Origin of the sequence: Lactobacillus sp. ESL0700 (assembly GCF_029392095.1) — a bacterium.
GTDB lineage: Bacteria > Bacillota > Bacilli > Lactobacillales > Lactobacillaceae > Lactobacillus.
Genome location: NZ_CP113930.1, coordinates 1,590,277 through 1,606,629, shown reverse-complemented (window position 1 = coordinate 1,606,629; position 16,353 = coordinate 1,590,277). Strand labels below are relative to the sequence as shown.

Genomic DNA, 16,353 nt, shown 5'->3' with positions numbered 1-16,353 from the left:
CAAAGGAGTTGTTATTTAGTGCCAACATCAATTATTACCATTAAACATGAGTTAGATTCACATTTAGGTGATCCTTTAACAGTAGTCGCAAGAGCCGGTCGCAAGAAGATAACTAAGAGACGGGGAATTTTGAAAGAAACTTTTCCTGCTGTCTTCGTTGTCGATTTAGACCAAGATCAAAATAATTTTAAGCATGTTTCTTACAGTTATACTGATTTGTTAACCAAAAATATTACATTAAAATTTGATGATGGAGCTAATGCGGCCGAAGCATAATTTAGAAAAGTAAGTTTTTTGGCATTGACATTTTGTAAAATGTTGGTGCCTTTTTTTATGGCTTGGAGTATAGTAATAAAAAGCAAAAAAGCAAACATTAGAAAGGAGAAATTATGAAACGTTCAGAGAGATTAGTTGATATGACCAAGCGGTTGATGGAGCGACCACACGAATTGATTCCGTTGCCGTTCTTTGCCAAACAATATGGTGCCGCGAAGTCGTCAATTTCTGAAGATTTGACTATTTTGAAGCACACTTTGGCTGCCAATCAAGATGGCATTTTAGAGACAGTTGCTGGAGCTGCTGGTGGGGTAAGGTATGTTCCTTTTTGGGGTAAGAAACATGCGCAAAATTACCTAACTGACCTAGCTTCTCGGATCGAAGATCCAGATCGTATTTTGGCAGGAGGGTTTGTTTACCTGTCCGATATCTTAGGTAATCCGCAGGATTTGGAACGCATTGGTAAATTAATTGCCACGCGTTACGCCTATTCAAACATTGATGTTGTCATGACGATTGAGACCAAGGGGATTGCCTTGGCTCAGGCAGTTGCCCGCTACTTAAATGTTCCCTTCATTATTGCCCGCAAGCGTTCGAAGGTAACGGAAGGTGCTACCATGTCCGTTAACTATATTTCTTCTTCACTTGATCGGGTGTCCAAAATGGAATTACCAACGCGAGTGCTAAGCGAGAATTCTAACGTTTTGCTTGTCGACGACTTTATGATGGCCGGCGGGACACTGACAGGGATGCAGCAATTGGTTAAAGAATTTAATAGTAACATTGCTGGAATTTGTGTTTTGTGTGAAGCCGACTTTGATGATGTTAAATTAATTGAAGGTCACCTTTCTTTAGTGAAAATTAAAAAGGTTGATGCTGCTAAACGCGTTATTCTGGCTGAACCTGGCAACTTTGTGGTACATACCGATTTTAACCGCTTTTAGTATTAAATGATATACTGGAATCTAGTTGTAATTTAAGAATAGAACGAGGTTAATTTAATGAAAAAGTTTGTAGTTGTCCTTGCCGCTGGTAAGGGTACGCGCATGAAGTCAAAATTGTACAAAGTTTTGCATCAAGTTTGCGGCAAAGCAATGGTTGAGCACGTTGTTGAAGCTGCACAAGCAATCAATCCCGATAAAATTGTGACCGTTGTTGGTAACGGCGCTGAAGAAGTTGAAAAGGTGCTGGCCGGCAAGTCCGAATTTGCTTTGCAAAAAGAGCAGTTAGGTACTGGGGATGCGGTCTTAACGGCGCAAGAGCAATTAGCTGGGCAAGATGGTGCTACACTGGTAATTACTGGGGACACACCGTTGTTTACCAGCCAAACTTTTCAGAGCCTGTTTGACTACCACCAAAAAAAGGTTAATGCGGCTACTGTCTTGACGGCGCAAGCACCTAATCCTTATGGTTACGGCCGGATTATTCGCGATGATCAAGACAATGTTTTGCGGATTGTTGAGCAAAAAGACGGCAATCTTGAGGAACTTAAGATTAAGGAAATCAACACAGGTGTGTTCTGTTTTGATAATCAAAAGCTCTTTAGTGCGTTAAAGCAAGTTACAAATCACAACGCCCAAGGTGAATATTATCTGACCGATGTTTTGGAAATTTTACGCAACAACGGCGAACGTGTTGGTGCTTATAAGATGCCTGACTTTAGCGAAAGTCTAGGTGTCAACGACCGGATTGCCTTAGCGCAAGCTAGCAAAATTATGCAAAAACGGATTAATGAAGAACACATGCGCAATGGTGTAACCTTTGTTGATCCAGCAACTGCTTATATCGATACTGATGTCAAAATCGGTAATGATACCGTGATTGAGGCTAACGTTGTTATTAAAGGGAACACAACAATTGGCAGTGATTGTTTGATTACCTCTGGTTCCAGAATTGTGGATACCAAGATTGGTAATGACGTCACAGTCACTTCTTCAACGCTTGAACAGGCACAAATGGACGACCACACTGATATTGGTCCTAATTCGCATTTGCGGCCAAAGGCAATTATTCGTGAAGGTGCTCATATTGGTAACTTTGTCGAAGTTAAAAATGCAGAAATCGGGCAAAATTCCAAGGTGGGCCACTTAACTTATGTTGGTGATGCCACTTTAGGTAAAGACGTTAATGTTGGCTGCGGCACTATTTTTGCAAATTATGATGGTGTTCAAAAAGACCACACAACGGTTGGCGATCGGGCCTTTATTGGCTCCGGTGCAACTTTGGTTGCGCCCGTTAATGTGGCCGATCATGCCTTTGTTGCCGCTGACTCAACGATTACAAAAGACGTTGCCAAATATGACATGGCAATTGCTCGTGGTCGTCAGGTTAATAAGCCAGATTATTGGCACAAACTTTCTTTGTCAAAGAGTGAAGATTGGCAATAATTGCTTTATTTAAGATGCCTTACGAGCAGTAATTAGGTTTGCGTCCGTAGGGCATTTTGTATAATTAAATTAATTTGTATTAAGAATAGATAACAATGATTTACTTAGTAACTTTTTAGGTTACAATAGAAGCTAAATAATTTGGTAAAGTAAAATGTGAGGTAAAATATATGAAGTTTAATCATAAGTTGATGATGGTTTCGGCTGCAGTATTGCTTGGCGCTAGCCCAATTGTTAGTGGTGTGCAGGCAACTACTACTGTGCAAGCTGCCAAGAAATCTTCGACTAATAAGAGCGCCTCAAAGAAAGGGACAATTCAATTTAGTCATAATGCTTATGTTTATGACAAGAATGGCAAGCGCTTGAAGAAGTACATGGGTGATGCTAAGTACACTAAGATTGCCAAGGGCGTATCAGTTAAATATTCTGGTAAAAAGACAATCAATGGCAAATTGTATTACGCAATTGGCAATGGTGCTTTTGTTAAGGCAGGTAACGTTGGCTACGTTGATGGCAAAAAGGTGACCACTACTACTTCGACATCACAGGTGACTGCAACGCTCAAACGTAACGCATACATTTATGATGCAAACGGCAAGACCAACAAGAAAAAGATTAAAAAGAATACTAAAGTTACAGTTGACCAATTAATCTATATTGGCTCTAAACTTTATTACAGAATTAGCGGCCAAAGTAACCAATTTATCAAGTCAGCTAACGTGGCATCTACTTCTTCTACATTAAAGCCTGTTAATAGTAAACCGGCACAAAAGCCAAATAAACCAACTAAGCCAACTGATGATAACCAAACTGATGCAACAGTAATTACGCTGAGCCGCAATGCATATATTTATGATGGCCAAGGCAACACTGAGAAAAAGTTAGTTAAAAAAGGTCAACAAGTTACTGTTGACCAATTACAATATATTGGTAGCAAGCTTTACTACCGCATTAATGATAGTAATTACCCAGGTAAGGACCAATGGATTAAGAAGAGTAACGTTGGTGTAGTTACTGGTACCCAATTAAAGCCGGCAAACAGCCAACCAACTGCTGATGCCAACTCAACTTTGATTACTTTGGGACGTGATAGTCACGTTTATGACGCCCAAGGTGTAGCACAAGCAACTAATACTTTTCCTAAAGGTTATACAGCTCGTGTAACTGAATTACGTTATATTTGGGTTGCTGCTGATAATAAGGCAGAATTATTCTACGCTTTGCAAAGTGATAAGAATGGCTTCATCAAGGATGATGATGTTAGTGCCCTTAGTGGTGCCAAATTGTCGCCAGTTAACACGCCACAATCTGCACAAGAAGCAATTACGGTTGCTACAGCTACGGATAAGAGCGACTTGCAAACTGCTTTAAATCAAGATGCAACAGTTAAGAGCAGTGATGCTTACAAGCTAGCTGCTAAGTCTTTGCGCGATGCTTATGACACTGCTTCTGCAGCTGCTAGTCAAGTTAATAGTTCACAAACTGCAACTGTTAGTCAGGTTAAGGATGCCTTAGCTAAGTTAACTGCTGCAAAAACTGCCCTTAACGGTAAAAAGGTGACGGTTGCTGATTTAAACAATTTAACAATGGCTGAAGCTAGTCAAATTGTTCAATTAGCTGCAAGTGCCAATAATGTTGACGCTAGCGCCGTTCAATTTAGTAATAACAATACGACTTTAACAATTAGCGGTACCAATGGTTTCCAACAAATATTAAATGTTGCGGATTACGCTACAACTGCTAAATAAAGAAGCAAAACAAATTTTGCACCATCATAATTTTGATGGTGCTTTTTTGTTGTAAAGAAAAATGTGGTAAGATTAATTGGCTAAATAAGCATTGGTATTGAAAAAGAGGAAAAAATGATAGGTTTTTCAATCTACTTGGGACTTGATTTGACTGCCCAAGATTATAATTACTTAATTGCAATGCGGAATGCCGGTTTTACGACTGTTTTTACGTCATTGCATATTCCGGAAGACGACGCTCAGGTTGTACTGCAGCGGTTAAGTGAGTTAACGAAATGGTGCCGCAATCTTGATCTTGATGTAATTGCGGATGTATCAAAGAGTGGCTTGGCAAGATTAGGCGTGGCAATTGAAGACATTGAGCAAGTTAAAGCACTGAATTTAACTGGTTTAAGAATTGATGATGGAATTGACTTTAGTCTTGTTGCTAAATTGTCAAAAGAAATGCCGCTTGCCTTAAATGCCAGCACGCTTAGCAGTGATGATATTGCTTCTTTGCGTGAGCATGGCGCTAATTTTGATCATCTTGAAGCTTGGCACAATTATTATCCACGACCTGAAACTGGACTTGATCGCGAATGGCTTAAGGAAAAGAATGCGTGGCTGCATCAAAATGGTCTAAAGACGATGGCCTTTGTTGCCGGCGATAATGTTAAGCGGGGACCAATTGGTGCGGGACTACCTACTTTAGAAGAGCAGCGGGGCGAAAATCCGTTGGCTGCTGCGTTAGAATTACAACAAATTGGTTGTGATCGTGTGTTTATTGGCGATCCTAGCCTTAAACCTGCGACAATCACTAGCTTTACCAATTATTTGAAGCAAGATGCCATTACTTTGCATGTAACTGGGGTACCAAGTCAATTAACGAAGCAATCGTGGCATAATCGTCCTGATGTTGCGCGGGATGTTGTGCGTTTAGTTGAAGGTAGAAAATGGCAGTTGTTCAGCGTAGAGCCGCAATCTGAAATTGTGGCTCGTCCGCAAGGTACAATTACTTGTGATAACAGCCGTTATTTGCGCTATCAAGGTGAGTTGCAAGTTGCTAAAGTAGATTTGCCAGCAGACGAACGCGTAAACGTTATCGGACATGTAGTAGAGCAAGATTTACCACTTTTAGCACAAATTAATGCTAATTGCGCAATTATCTTTGAAGCAATTAATTAATAAAATAAAAAAGTGCACTACTTAAAATTAAGTAATGCACTTTTTTATGCGGCAAACATTTTTAGACAGCAATGAATAATTTGTTCAAAGAATAGAGTGGAAGGATGAGTAGTATAAAAAAAGTACTTAAAAATGTTAGTTAATGTGTAATTTATACATACGTTATTATGTTAGGTTTTTAAAGGTTCCACTTTGAGAAAAAAGTCTAAAAACAGCTTGCCTAGAGATTAAGTTTTTAATATGTACGTTAACTTCTCTCTAATATAGATTGTAGCACTCTCTTGGCGTAAAGCGTATACTTTTTTACAAAATAACATTAGCAAGTAAAAATAGTTTAATGCTTTTTTATTAATAAGCTTAAAATGGTAGACTTATTTACCTTAAATAAAAATAATAAAATAACACTTGTTTATTTTTGATTTACAAGTGTTTTTATTATGCACACGCAAATAGAATAAATTTTTTAATTATTTTTTGGTTGGGCATAGTTTTCCTGCTTAAACAGTTTTGTCAGCGCTAACTAACTTTTAATTGATTTGCAAAAGTAAAAAATATATTTGCATTTTTGTTAAGACTTATGAACAGATTATTGCTAAAATAAGTTAGTAACTTGGGGATAAATTATCATGTATTGCATTATTTATCTTTCAACATTGATGAAAAAGATTATCAAAAAATTCTATTTGATATTGAAATGCATTTTTTGATGTTTTATAATGAAATCGCATTCATTAACTATATGTGATTAGAAGCTAGAAGACGTAAAATGACAGCTGACTTTTAAACATTTTGATTACAAGTTATTTTATTTGGAGAAAATTAAAGAATATCGGGTGCAAAAATGAATTTTAAAAATCGCGTGGAAGCTACGCGCAGAGATTTAACAACTTCAGAAGAAAAAATTGCTAACTATATTTTGGGTCATCCTAAAGAAACAGTTAAAATGAGCATCAATGAATTAGCGGTGGCTTCGCGAACCAGTGCAGCGACTGTATCACGGCTAGTGAAGAGTCTGCAGATTGAATCTTATACGGCAATGAAAGTGATGATTTCAGTTGATTTAGCTGGTCAAAAAGATCAGGACACTGATGAAAAATTGGATATTTCGACTAATGACTCGTTTGACAAGATTTGCAATCACTTAGTAAAAAATGAAATTGAAAACTTAAATCACACCAAGGAATTATTGCAAGAGGGTATCTGCCAAGGAGTGGTCAAACGCTTGCTTAAGACAGAAACGATTTATGTCTTTGGCGTTGGCGCATCGTCACTTGCTGCTGAAAATATTTATCAAAAGTGGTCGCGAGTTGGTTACAATGTCGTTTGCGAAACGGATATCAACGTTTTACTGCCGCAATTATCCAATGCTACTAAGGCGGATACTCTGTGGTTAGTTTCTAACTCTGGTGAAACGCCAGAATGTATTTATTTAGCCAATTATGCGCACAAAAATCATCTTTTTACGATTTCGTTAACGATGTTTGGTCAGAACAGTTTGGTCAAGAAGACGAATTTAGCCTTGACCACCTGCAAGCCAATTGAGCCAGATGTGCGGGTTGGGGCAACCAATTCGATTACTGGGCAATTTTATGTGATTAACGTGCTGTTTTATCTTTACTTTAGTCGTGATTTTGATCGCAGCTTAAAGGCGGTAACTGCTTCACGTAAAGAGGTAGAAAATTACCGGCAAATTTTCAAAGTTAAGTAGTTTTATCAGCATTGGTATAATCCAATGAGCAACTGATATATACCAATTTAAAAATAAAATTGTAAATTGGTCTAAATAAGGCTATACTAATTTTGTTTTTAATTAGGAGGCAAAAATGAGTTCAGACAAATATACTGAAATGGGTAAAGAAATTTATGCCCATATCGGTGGTATTAGAAATGTTGCGACTTTGTATCATTGCATGACGCGAATTAGAATTTCGATTCGTGAAATGAGCAAGGTTGATATTGAGGGGCTAAAGAAAATCGATGGCGTTTTAGGCGTTGTTGAAAGCGAAACGCTGGAGATCGTTTTAGGACCCGGAGTTAATACTAAAGTTGCGCAAAGCATGGTTGACGCAGCTGGAGTTAAGGAAAATGATCCGTTCCCTGAAAATGGCGCAGCTAGTGGCAGCTCCTATGAACAGGACAAAAATGACGTCATGGCTAAGGCCAATGAGGTTCATGCAGCTCATAAGGCCAGCTTGAAGAAGACATGGTGGCGTGCTGCACTGCAACATATTTCTGCTATCTTTATTCCGTTAATTCCAGCATTTGTCGGTGCCGGGTTAATTTCCGGTTTATCAGGAATTATGAAGAACATGCTGATGGCGAAGATGCTGCCAGTCAGTTGGACATTGGCAATTACCGTTTTAGGTGTGCTTTCTAGCGGATTATTCACTTATTTGAATATCTTTGTTGGGATTAACGCCGCCAAAGAATTTGGTGCAACACCAGGACTTGGTGGGATTATCGGGGGCATTGTAATGCTGCCGGGAGTTGTTCCGCCAGTTACAATTCCAAATATCTTTGACAAGCAGCCGCTTGCTGCTGGTCAAGGTGGGATCATCGGTGTGCTGCTATCAGTTTGGCTATTATCTTATGTTGAAAAATACTTCCACAGACATATTGCTGATTCAGTCGATATTATCTTTACTCCGTTTTTGACATTGCTAATTATGGGTTTGTTTACCATTTTCATTACAATGCCAATTGCCGGGTGGGTTTCTAACTCACTAGTTGGTGGTATTAACTGGGTATTAGCAGTTGGTGGACCAATTGCTGGCTTTATCTTAGGCTTGGCCTTCTTACCAATGGTTATGTTGGGCTTGCACCAGATTTTGACACCAATTCACTTACAAATGATTCAAAAAATGGGTTATACACCACTATTGCCGATTTTGGCAATGGCCGGCGGTGGCCAAGTTGGTGCCGCAATTGCCCTATGGGTTAAATGCCGTAAGAACAAGCAATTAACTAAATTAATCAAGGGTGCTTTGCCAGTTGGTATTTTAGGTGTTGGTGAACCATTAATCTACGGTGTTTCGCTTCCTCTAGGTCGACCATTTATTACTGCCTGCATTGGTGGTGGTATCGGTGGTGCCGTTTTAGGTGCCTTTGGCAATGTTGGCTCTAAGGCAATTGGTACTTCAGGAATTGCTTTAATTCCATTAATTGCTAATAATAAGTATTTACTATATATATTAGGTCTTCTTGCTGCTTACCTTGGCGGTTTTGTAGCTACTTACTTCTTTGGTGTTCCCAAGACAGCGATGGTTGCTAAAAACGAGGATGGTTCACCTGTTGAACCAGTTAAGGCTGCTCCAGTTGTTAGACCAAGTCAATCTAAGAGTGCTACGGTCAACTTTGTTAGTCCTGTAAGTGGTGAGCTTGAAGAATTAACTGCTGTTAACGATGATGTTTTTTCACAAAAAATGGTCGGTGACGGTTATGCGGTTATTCCAGAAGACGGTAAGATTGTGGCCCCAGTTGACGGCACAATTGTTACGGTAATGGCTACTAAACATGCAATTACAATGACGTCAACTAATGGTAATTTGGAAATTTTGCTTCATTTTGGCATTGATACTGTAGATTTAAAGGGTGCTCCTTTTGATATTAAAGTTAAGGAAGGGCAAACAGTTAAACGCGGTACTGTCTTAGCACAAATGGATATTGCAGCAATAAAGGAAGCTGGCAAAGATCCCGTTGTGATGACGATTGTGACCAATATGGATCAAGTTAAGCAAATGTCTGCAGTTGTACCCGGTAAGGTCAGTGCAGAGCAAAATGTTATTACAGTAAGAACTAAGTAGGTAATTATGGAAATCAAGAATTTAGTAACTGAAACGCGCAATCCTGTAACAATGCATATTGATACGATGTCGACTATTGAGATGGTTAAGACAATTAATAATGAGGACAAGAAGGTTGCCGAAGCAGTTGGAACTCAAGATGAGCAAATTGCTAAGGCAATTGACGAGGCTGCCAAGCGTTATGAACGCGGTGGTCGATTAATATACGTTGGTGCAGGTACTAGCGGCCGGCTAGGCGTTTTGGACGCTGCTGAATTGGTACCAACTTATGGCATTAAGCCAGAACGGGCTGTTGGCCTAATCGCTGGTGGTAAGGAAGCGATGTATTGCGCGGTAGAGGGAGCTGAAGATTCGGCTGAACTTGGCGAGCAAGATTTGCGTAAGCTAAAGTTAACCGCTACTGATACTGTTATTGGTATTGCGGCTAGCGGCAGAACTCCATATGTTGTTGGCTGTTTAGATTACGCCAAACAAGTTGGTGCGCTTAGAGTCTCAGTTGCTTGTGTTCCTGATTCTGTAATTGGTCATCACGCTGACATTGCCATTGAGGCGGTTGTTGGTCCCGAGGTTGTTACTGGGTCAACACGGATGAAGTCTGGAACGGCACAAAAAATGATTTTGAACATGCTTTCAACCGGCGTAATGATTCGTCAGGGGAAGGTTTACCAAAATGTCATGATTGATGTGCAGCCGACTAATTCTAAGTTGGTTGATCGTGCTTGTCGTATTATTAACGTCACAACTGGTGCTTCAACTGATGAAGCATTGGCAACACTAAAGAAAACAGACAATAATGTTTCTCTAGCCATTGTCATGATTAAGACAGGTACCGATCGAGATACTGCTGCTAAATTGCTAGCAGAGCATCACGGTAATGTTGGTCAAGTTTTACAAAGTAAATAATTAAAAAGTTTTACACTTCAAGACGAGTGTAAAACTTTTTTATTGAATAATGAGCCAATTAGTGCTTGCAAAAATGATAAGAATTAACAAATTAAGCGCTATACTGATTTTAGAGACTTGAATGTTAAAGGCTAAAGTTGAATAATAAAGTATAGATAGTCACTTTTTCAGACAACTTTTGGTAAAATAATAAGTTGTTAGCATGTTTTTTACGGAGGAAATTATGTCTTATAAAGACAATATGATGTTGTTTGCCCTTAATTCGAATGGTCCACTCGCTGAAAAAATTGCTGAGCGAGTTGGTGTACCGCTAAGTAAGTCAAGCGTTCAACGCTTTAGCGATGGTGAAATTCAAATTAATATCGACGAATCTGTTCGTGGCAAAGATGTTTATTTGATTCAATCAACCAGTGCCCCAGTTAATGATAACTTGATGGAACTGTTGATTATGATTGATGCCGTTCGTCGGGCTAGTGCACAGACGATTAATATCGTAATGCCATACTACGGCTATGCGCGTCAAGACCGTAAAACTCGTCCACGTGAGCCGATTACAGCCAAGTTAGTTGCTGATATGCTGCAAGTAGCAGGTGCAACACGAGTATTGTCACTTGATTTGCATGCGCCACAAATTCAGGGTTTCTTCGATATTCCAGTTGATAATTTGATGGGTGCACCACTCTTAGCTGATTACTTCTTAAGTAATCATTTGGAAAAGGATGCCGTTGTTGTTTCACCAGATCATGGTGGTGTCACTCGTGCACGGAAATTGGCTGAATTTTTGGGTACACCAATTGCGATTGTTGATAAGCGGCGGCCACGTGCCAATGTTGCTGAGGTAATGAACATTATCGGTAACGTTAAGGGCAAGCGCGCAATTATCATTGACGATATGATTGACACTGCTGGAACAATTACTTTGGCAGCTCAAGCATTGATTGATGCTGGTGCAACAGAAGTTTATGCCAGTGCTACTCATGCTGTTTTGTCAGGACCAGCAATTAAACGCTTGAATGACTCGCCAATTAAGAACTTAGTTTTAACTGATTCAATCAATCAACCGGTTGAAAAGAAGTTGGACAAGACATTGTTAGTATCAGTTGGGCCATTGATGGGGGATGCCATCAAGTGTATTCAACGTCACGAGCCACTCAGTCCTTTGTTTAATACAAGATATCAAGAAAATAAATAAAATTAGTACAGTCCGTTTCTGTTGGGAAGCAGGCTGTTTTTGATTGCTTAAAATTTATCCTAGCTGACTAAAAAAATTATTTTACTTATTTTAAATAATAATTCATAATAATTTAATATAGTTAAATTTAAGGAGTTGCCTAATAATGTCATATACAGAAGTTGAAAATTATTTTAAAGAGCATCACATGGAAGAACGCATTCACCTTTTTGATGAGTCAACAGCAACCGTTGAAGAAGCTGCCAATGTTCTAGGAGTAGAGCCTAATCAAATTGCTAAGACGATGGCGTTTCAATTAAAGGAGCATCCAATTGTCATTGTGACAGAAGGTGGAGCACGCATTGCTAATGCTAAATATAAGGCTACCTTTGGTCAAAAGGCAAAAATGGTTAAGTTTGATGAATTAGAGGACAAGATTGGTCATCCAGCTGGTGGTGTTTGTCCGTTTGCCGTGAAGCCTGATGTTAAGGTTTATCTTGATGAGAGCGTCAAGAAACATGACATTATCTATCCGGCTGCAGGACTACCCAATTCGGCGATTAAGCTGACTTTAGAAGAATTAGAAAAATATACACAGCCATTTGAATGGGTGGATGTGACCAAATAAAAAATGAGCCGTTAGGCTCATTTTTATTTAGTAGTTCTTTTTGGTCGTCTTAAGTAGCGCAGTTCACCGTTTTTGATGTAACGCTGAAATTGTTCGTATAAAGGATCAAAGATTTGGGGCTCATCACTGATTGAGAGCATTGTTTTCGGGAAGAAGAACCGCTCATCACCCTGGATGGTTCCGTTTAAAGCGCGGACTAACGGACTTAATTGTGACAATTCAATTAGTTGCCCATCATTTTGCATAATTTCGATTTGGCTATTGGCATTCTTACCTGATGGCTTATAAGCGTCATAAGGTTCGTCAAAGGCAGAATTAGTTGCCGTGTAATAAGTAGGATCAAAGCCGGCTTGCTTAATTAAGTCCTTTAATTTAGGCAGCAAATTTTTGGTTTCTTGATCAATCCGGACACTTGCCAAAGGCTTGCGGTAAAGGTAGCGATTGGCAAGATCGGCTAAGATTGGGTCGCCCGACTTAGTCCACATGGAGAAGTTGGTTTCCATTACGCCATCATCTAGTTTTAGATAATCATCAAGTGTCCAGTTCCCAGCTAAAAAGCGTGCCAGACTCGGCGTCACCTGTAAACGTTGCTGCTGGTAAATAATCTTAGCGCGTTCAAGAAGGTGTTGCAGCAGAACTTCCATTGACCGCCCAACCCGGTGAAAGTAAACTTGCTGGTACATTTGATAGCGCGAGGAAATGTAATCTTCAACGGCATGCATTCCACCCGAGTTAAAGCAAATTCCATCTTGGTATGGCCTAATTTCCTGCAAAATTCGCGAGAGGTCAAATTCGCCGTAAGTAACACCGGTGAAGTAAGCGTCACGCTCAAGATAATCCATGCGGTCAGCATCTGCTTGGCTGGAAATCATTTTTACGACTTGTGGGTTAGGATAAGTCTTCGCAATCACGCTGGCAACTAGTTCCGGAAAGTTGGGAGCAACCTGCTTTAGGGCATGATTAATTTCGGTATTCGGGTCGGTAATGATTTTTTGACCAATCTTTTCGTGGTTTGTGCCAAATAAGTGCTCAAAAGTATGTGAATAAGGCCCGTGGCCGATGTCATGCAGCATGCCGGCACATTCTACCAGCAAGCGGTTATGATCGTCCCAGAGCCCATCTCCTGGGCGCTGTGTAGGGTACTTTTTAACAAAAATATCGCAAATTCGTCTAGTTAATTCATAAACGCCCAAGTTATGTTCAAAACGGGTATGAGTTGCGCCAGGAAAAACATAAGCGATTGGCCCTAGTTGCTTAATCCTGCGCATCCGCTGAAATTCCTTGGTTTTTAGCAGGTCAAAGATAACCTGATCCTCAATGTGAATATAGCCGTGGACAGGGTCGCGCAGAACCACTTCCTTAGCTAATTTTTTACTATTAAATTCTGCCATTACAAAATTCCTCAAGCTTGACTATTAATTTTTAGATAATTTTCGTTTAGAATAGTTTTAACTGACTAAATTATAGCAAAAATCGGGCGAAGTTTTAAGATAGATGGGGTTTTAGCAGGATGGCTAAAGTAAAAGTAACTTTCACAAGTATAATTAGGCAAGAGAATGAGACGGAATCATTTGCCAAAAAGGCAGAGGGCGAACTTAAGCAGGACGGCGCAATTACCCGTGTTTCTTATCTTGAAGATGGCAAGATTCCGGTTAAAATTTTAATTAAGACAGGCGATGTGATCATCCGCCGGCAACCTGACCAGCAAAATTATTCGCAGCTGCATTTTCGCTTAGGCGAGCAGCAAGCTTGTCGTTATGTTGCGGCTGGTTACCAGATGGACTTAACTAGTACGACCAATCAAATTAAATTTTTCTCTAAAAATGATGGTTCTCAAGAACTTCGAATTGAATATGACCTCTTTAGTGGTCTATACTTAGTAGGTAATTACACTGTCACGTTGATTTTTACTTAAACGCCTAGTAAAATAATAAAGATTGGTAAAAGAGAGGAATGCAATTGTGGGATTAAACGACTTTAAAGACAAAAATCGTAACGAACTATCAATGATTGAAGTTGCTCGCGCAATTTTGGAAGATAATAATAAGAGAATGGCCTTTGCTGATATTGTAAATGCCGTGCAAAAATTCTTAGGTGAAAGTGACGAAGAAATTCGTGAACGTTTGCCGCAATTTTATACAGATATGAACACTAATGGTGAGTTCATTTCAATGGGTGAAAATGTGTGGGCATTAAGATCATGGTTCCCATACGAATCTGTTGACGAAGAGGTTAACCACCCAGAAGATGAGGACGAGGAAGATACTCGTTCACACCATAAGAAGGTTAACGCCTTTTTGGCTAGCGCAACGGGTAGTGATGATATCATTGACTACGATAACGATGATCCAGAAGACGAGGACTTGGATGCCACGGCCGCTGATGATACCGACGACTTTAGTGCTGACGACGATGACTTTGGTACTACTGATGACGATGAAGAAGAATTGCCAGATGGTATTGAAGGTCAATTATCTGAACTCGACGACGAAGATGATGAAGACGACGAAGACGAATAATTTTCTTGACTTTTATAGTCAAAATAGATAGTATTTTATTTGGGCACCCTATGTGCGTTTATGCTCCCTTTGATGGGAGCTTTTTTTATTTATTAATTATTTTTCTGGATATTATTGAGAAGGAGTTTGGCTAATGACAAAATATATCTTCGTTACTGGTGGCGTTGTTTCATCTCTGGGCAAAGGAATCACCGCTTCAAGTCTTGGACGTCTGCTTAAGAACCGCGGTTTAAAAGTAACCATGCAAAAGTTTGATCCATATATTAACATTGACCCGGGAACAATGAACCCATACCAACACGGCGAAGTCTTCGTTACCGATGATGGTACGGAAGCTGACCTTGACTTAGGTCACTATGAGCGGATTGTGGATGTGCGCACCAGCAAGTATTCCAACGTCACTACCGGTAAGATTTACAAGGAAGTTTTGGAAAAAGAACGCCGCGGCGACTACCACGGTGCGACAGTTCAAGTAATTCCGCATATTACTGACATGATTAAGGAAAAGATTATGCGCGCCGGAATTACGACAGATTCTGACGTTGTTATTTCTGAAATCGGTGGGACAGTTGGTGATATTGAATCAACACCATTCATGGAAGCAATTCGGCAAATGCGTCGTGAAGTCGGCGAAGACAATGTAATGTATATTCATTGTACATTGGTACCATATTTGCACGCTGCTCAAGAAATGAAGACCAAGCCAACACAGCATTCGGTTGCAGAATTGCGTAGCATTGGGATTCAACCTAACATGCTAGTATTGCGTGCAGAAATGCCAATCGACCAAGAACACAAGGATAAGATTTCTAACTTTACCGATGTTCCTGTTGACCGGATTATTGAATCAATTAACGCGCCATCATTATTCGACCTGCCACTTGCCTTCCAAGAGCAAGGCATGGACCAAAAAGTCTGCGATTTCTTACACCTTGAGAGTCCTAAGCCAGAAGCTGACATGGAAGAATGGAAGAAGCTTGATGAACGTGCTAAGAATCTGAAGTACACAACCAAGATTACGTTAGTCGGTAAGTACGTTGAACTTGAAGATGCTTATATTTCCGTTACTGATGCTTTGCAACATGCTGGTTACCTGTACAACACCAAGATTGAAGTGGATAAGGTTCAAGCCGAAGATGTTACTGAAGACAACATTGCTGATTTTATGAAGGATTCAGATGGGTTAATTGTTCCCGGTGGCTTTGGCAGTCGGGGCTACGAAGGCATGATTACGGCAATTAAATATGCTCGTGAAAACGACATTCCGTTCCTTGGCGTTTGTTTGGGGATGCAATTAACCACAATTGAGTTTGCCCGTGACGTTTTAGGAATTAAGGATGCCAATACTGGTGAAGTAACGCCTAACGGTAAACACAATGTGATTGACATCATGGCTGACAAGCGTGATGAAGAAAACATCGGTGGAACTTTGCGTTTAGGTCTCTACCCAGCTACCTTGAAGAAGGGCACTAAGACGGCTGCTGCTTATGATAATCAAGATGTTATCCAAGAGCGTCACCGTCACCGTTACGAGTTTAACAATGAATATCGTGATGCCTTTGAAAAGGCCGGCATGACTATTTCTGGTGTTTCACCTGATAATCACTTGGTTGAAGTTGTCGAAATTACCAAGAACAAGTTCTTTGTTGCTGCTCAATACCACCCAGAGTTTTTGAGTAGACCACAAAGACCTGAAGGACTTTACAAAGCATTCATTGGTGCTGCCAGTGGTTTGCCAGCAGAAAAATTTTAAT

General features: G+C 39.9%; 14 protein-coding genes. 13 read left to right on the top strand and 1 reads right to left on the bottom strand.

Features of this window, described 5'->3' with window-relative positions:
- The first annotated feature begins 18 nt into the window (after positions 1-18).
- The 10 genes from OZX63_RS07695 (at position 19) to OZX63_RS07650 (ending at position 12,080) form a co-directional block, all read left to right on the top strand.
- Positions 19-276 (top strand): Veg family protein, encoded by a 258-nt coding sequence (locus tag OZX63_RS07695; protein WP_277131966.1) that lies wholly within the window; start codon positions 19-21, stop codon positions 274-276.
- Positions 277-389: 113 nt separating this feature from the next.
- Positions 390-1,220 (top strand): pur operon repressor, encoded by an 831-nt coding sequence (gene purR / locus OZX63_RS07690; RefSeq protein WP_277142896.1) that lies wholly within the window; start codon positions 390-392, stop codon positions 1,218-1,220.
- A gap of 57 nt (positions 1,221-1,277) precedes the next feature.
- Positions 1,278-2,663, top strand: coding sequence for a bifunctional UDP-N-acetylglucosamine diphosphorylase/glucosamine-1-phosphate N-acetyltransferase GlmU (gene glmU, locus OZX63_RS07685; protein ID WP_277142895.1), 1,386 nt, complete (start codon positions 1,278-1,280; stop codon positions 2,661-2,663).
- Between the two features lie 170 nt (positions 2,664-2,833).
- The gene (locus tag OZX63_RS07680) at positions 2,834-4,411 is read left to right on the top strand and encodes an SLAP domain-containing protein (protein ID WP_277142893.1); all 1,578 of its coding nucleotides are present in this window, start codon (positions 2,834-2,836) and stop codon (positions 4,409-4,411) included.
- A 114-nt stretch (positions 4,412-4,525) separates the two neighbouring features.
- A complete protein-coding gene (locus OZX63_RS07675; RefSeq protein WP_277142891.1) occupies positions 4,526-5,575 on the top strand; it encodes a MupG family TIM beta-alpha barrel fold protein in 1,050 nt (349 codons plus the stop codon).
- A gap of 841 nt (positions 5,576-6,416) precedes the next feature.
- The gene (locus OZX63_RS07670; RefSeq protein ID WP_277142889.1) at positions 6,417-7,283 is read left to right on the top strand and encodes a MurR/RpiR family transcriptional regulator; all 867 of its coding nucleotides are present in this window, start codon (positions 6,417-6,419) and stop codon (positions 7,281-7,283) included.
- Positions 7,284-7,398: 115 nt separating this feature from the next.
- On the top strand, positions 7,399-9,378 hold the full coding sequence (locus OZX63_RS07665) for a glucose PTS transporter subunit IIA (protein ID WP_277142887.1): 1,980 nt from the start codon (positions 7,399-7,401) through the stop codon (positions 9,376-9,378).
- A gap of 6 nt (positions 9,379-9,384) precedes the next feature.
- A complete protein-coding gene (gene murQ / locus OZX63_RS07660; RefSeq protein ID WP_277142885.1) occupies positions 9,385-10,281 on the top strand; it encodes an N-acetylmuramic acid 6-phosphate etherase in 897 nt (298 codons plus the stop codon).
- Positions 10,282-10,504: 223 nt separating this feature from the next.
- Positions 10,505-11,473 carry a ribose-phosphate diphosphokinase gene (locus tag OZX63_RS07655; protein WP_277131955.1) on the top strand — a complete coding sequence of 323 codons (969 nt, stop codon included), beginning with the start codon at positions 10,505-10,507 and terminating at the stop codon, positions 11,471-11,473.
- A 145-nt stretch (positions 11,474-11,618) separates the two neighbouring features.
- Positions 11,619-12,080 (top strand): YbaK/EbsC family protein, encoded by a 462-nt coding sequence (locus tag OZX63_RS07650; RefSeq protein ID WP_277142883.1) that lies wholly within the window; start codon positions 11,619-11,621, stop codon positions 12,078-12,080.
- Positions 12,081-12,103: 23 nt separating this feature from the next.
- On the opposite strand, the gene OZX63_RS07645 is transcribed toward OZX63_RS07650, so the two are convergent.
- Positions 12,104-13,471, bottom strand: a complete 1,368-nt coding sequence (locus tag OZX63_RS07645) for an HD domain-containing protein (RefSeq protein WP_277142881.1) — start codon at positions 13,469-13,471, stop codon at positions 12,104-12,106.
- Between the two features lie 119 nt (positions 13,472-13,590).
- Here OZX63_RS07645 and OZX63_RS07640 point away from each other — a divergent pair, with 119 nt between their 5' ends.
- The 3 genes from OZX63_RS07640 (at position 13,591) to OZX63_RS07630 (ending at position 16,352) form a co-directional block, all read left to right on the top strand.
- Positions 13,591-13,995, top strand: coding sequence for a DUF1934 domain-containing protein (locus tag OZX63_RS07640; RefSeq protein ID WP_277142879.1), 405 nt, complete (start codon positions 13,591-13,593; stop codon positions 13,993-13,995).
- 46 nt (positions 13,996-14,041) lie between these two features.
- Complete coding sequence (gene rpoE, locus OZX63_RS07635; RefSeq protein WP_277142878.1) at positions 14,042-14,599, top strand: DNA-directed RNA polymerase subunit delta; 558 nt, start codon at positions 14,042-14,044, stop codon at positions 14,597-14,599.
- 133 nt (positions 14,600-14,732) lie between these two features.
- Complete coding sequence (locus OZX63_RS07630; protein WP_277142875.1) at positions 14,733-16,352, top strand: CTP synthase; 1,620 nt, start codon at positions 14,733-14,735, stop codon at positions 16,350-16,352.
- Position 16,353 lies beyond the last annotated feature (1 nt).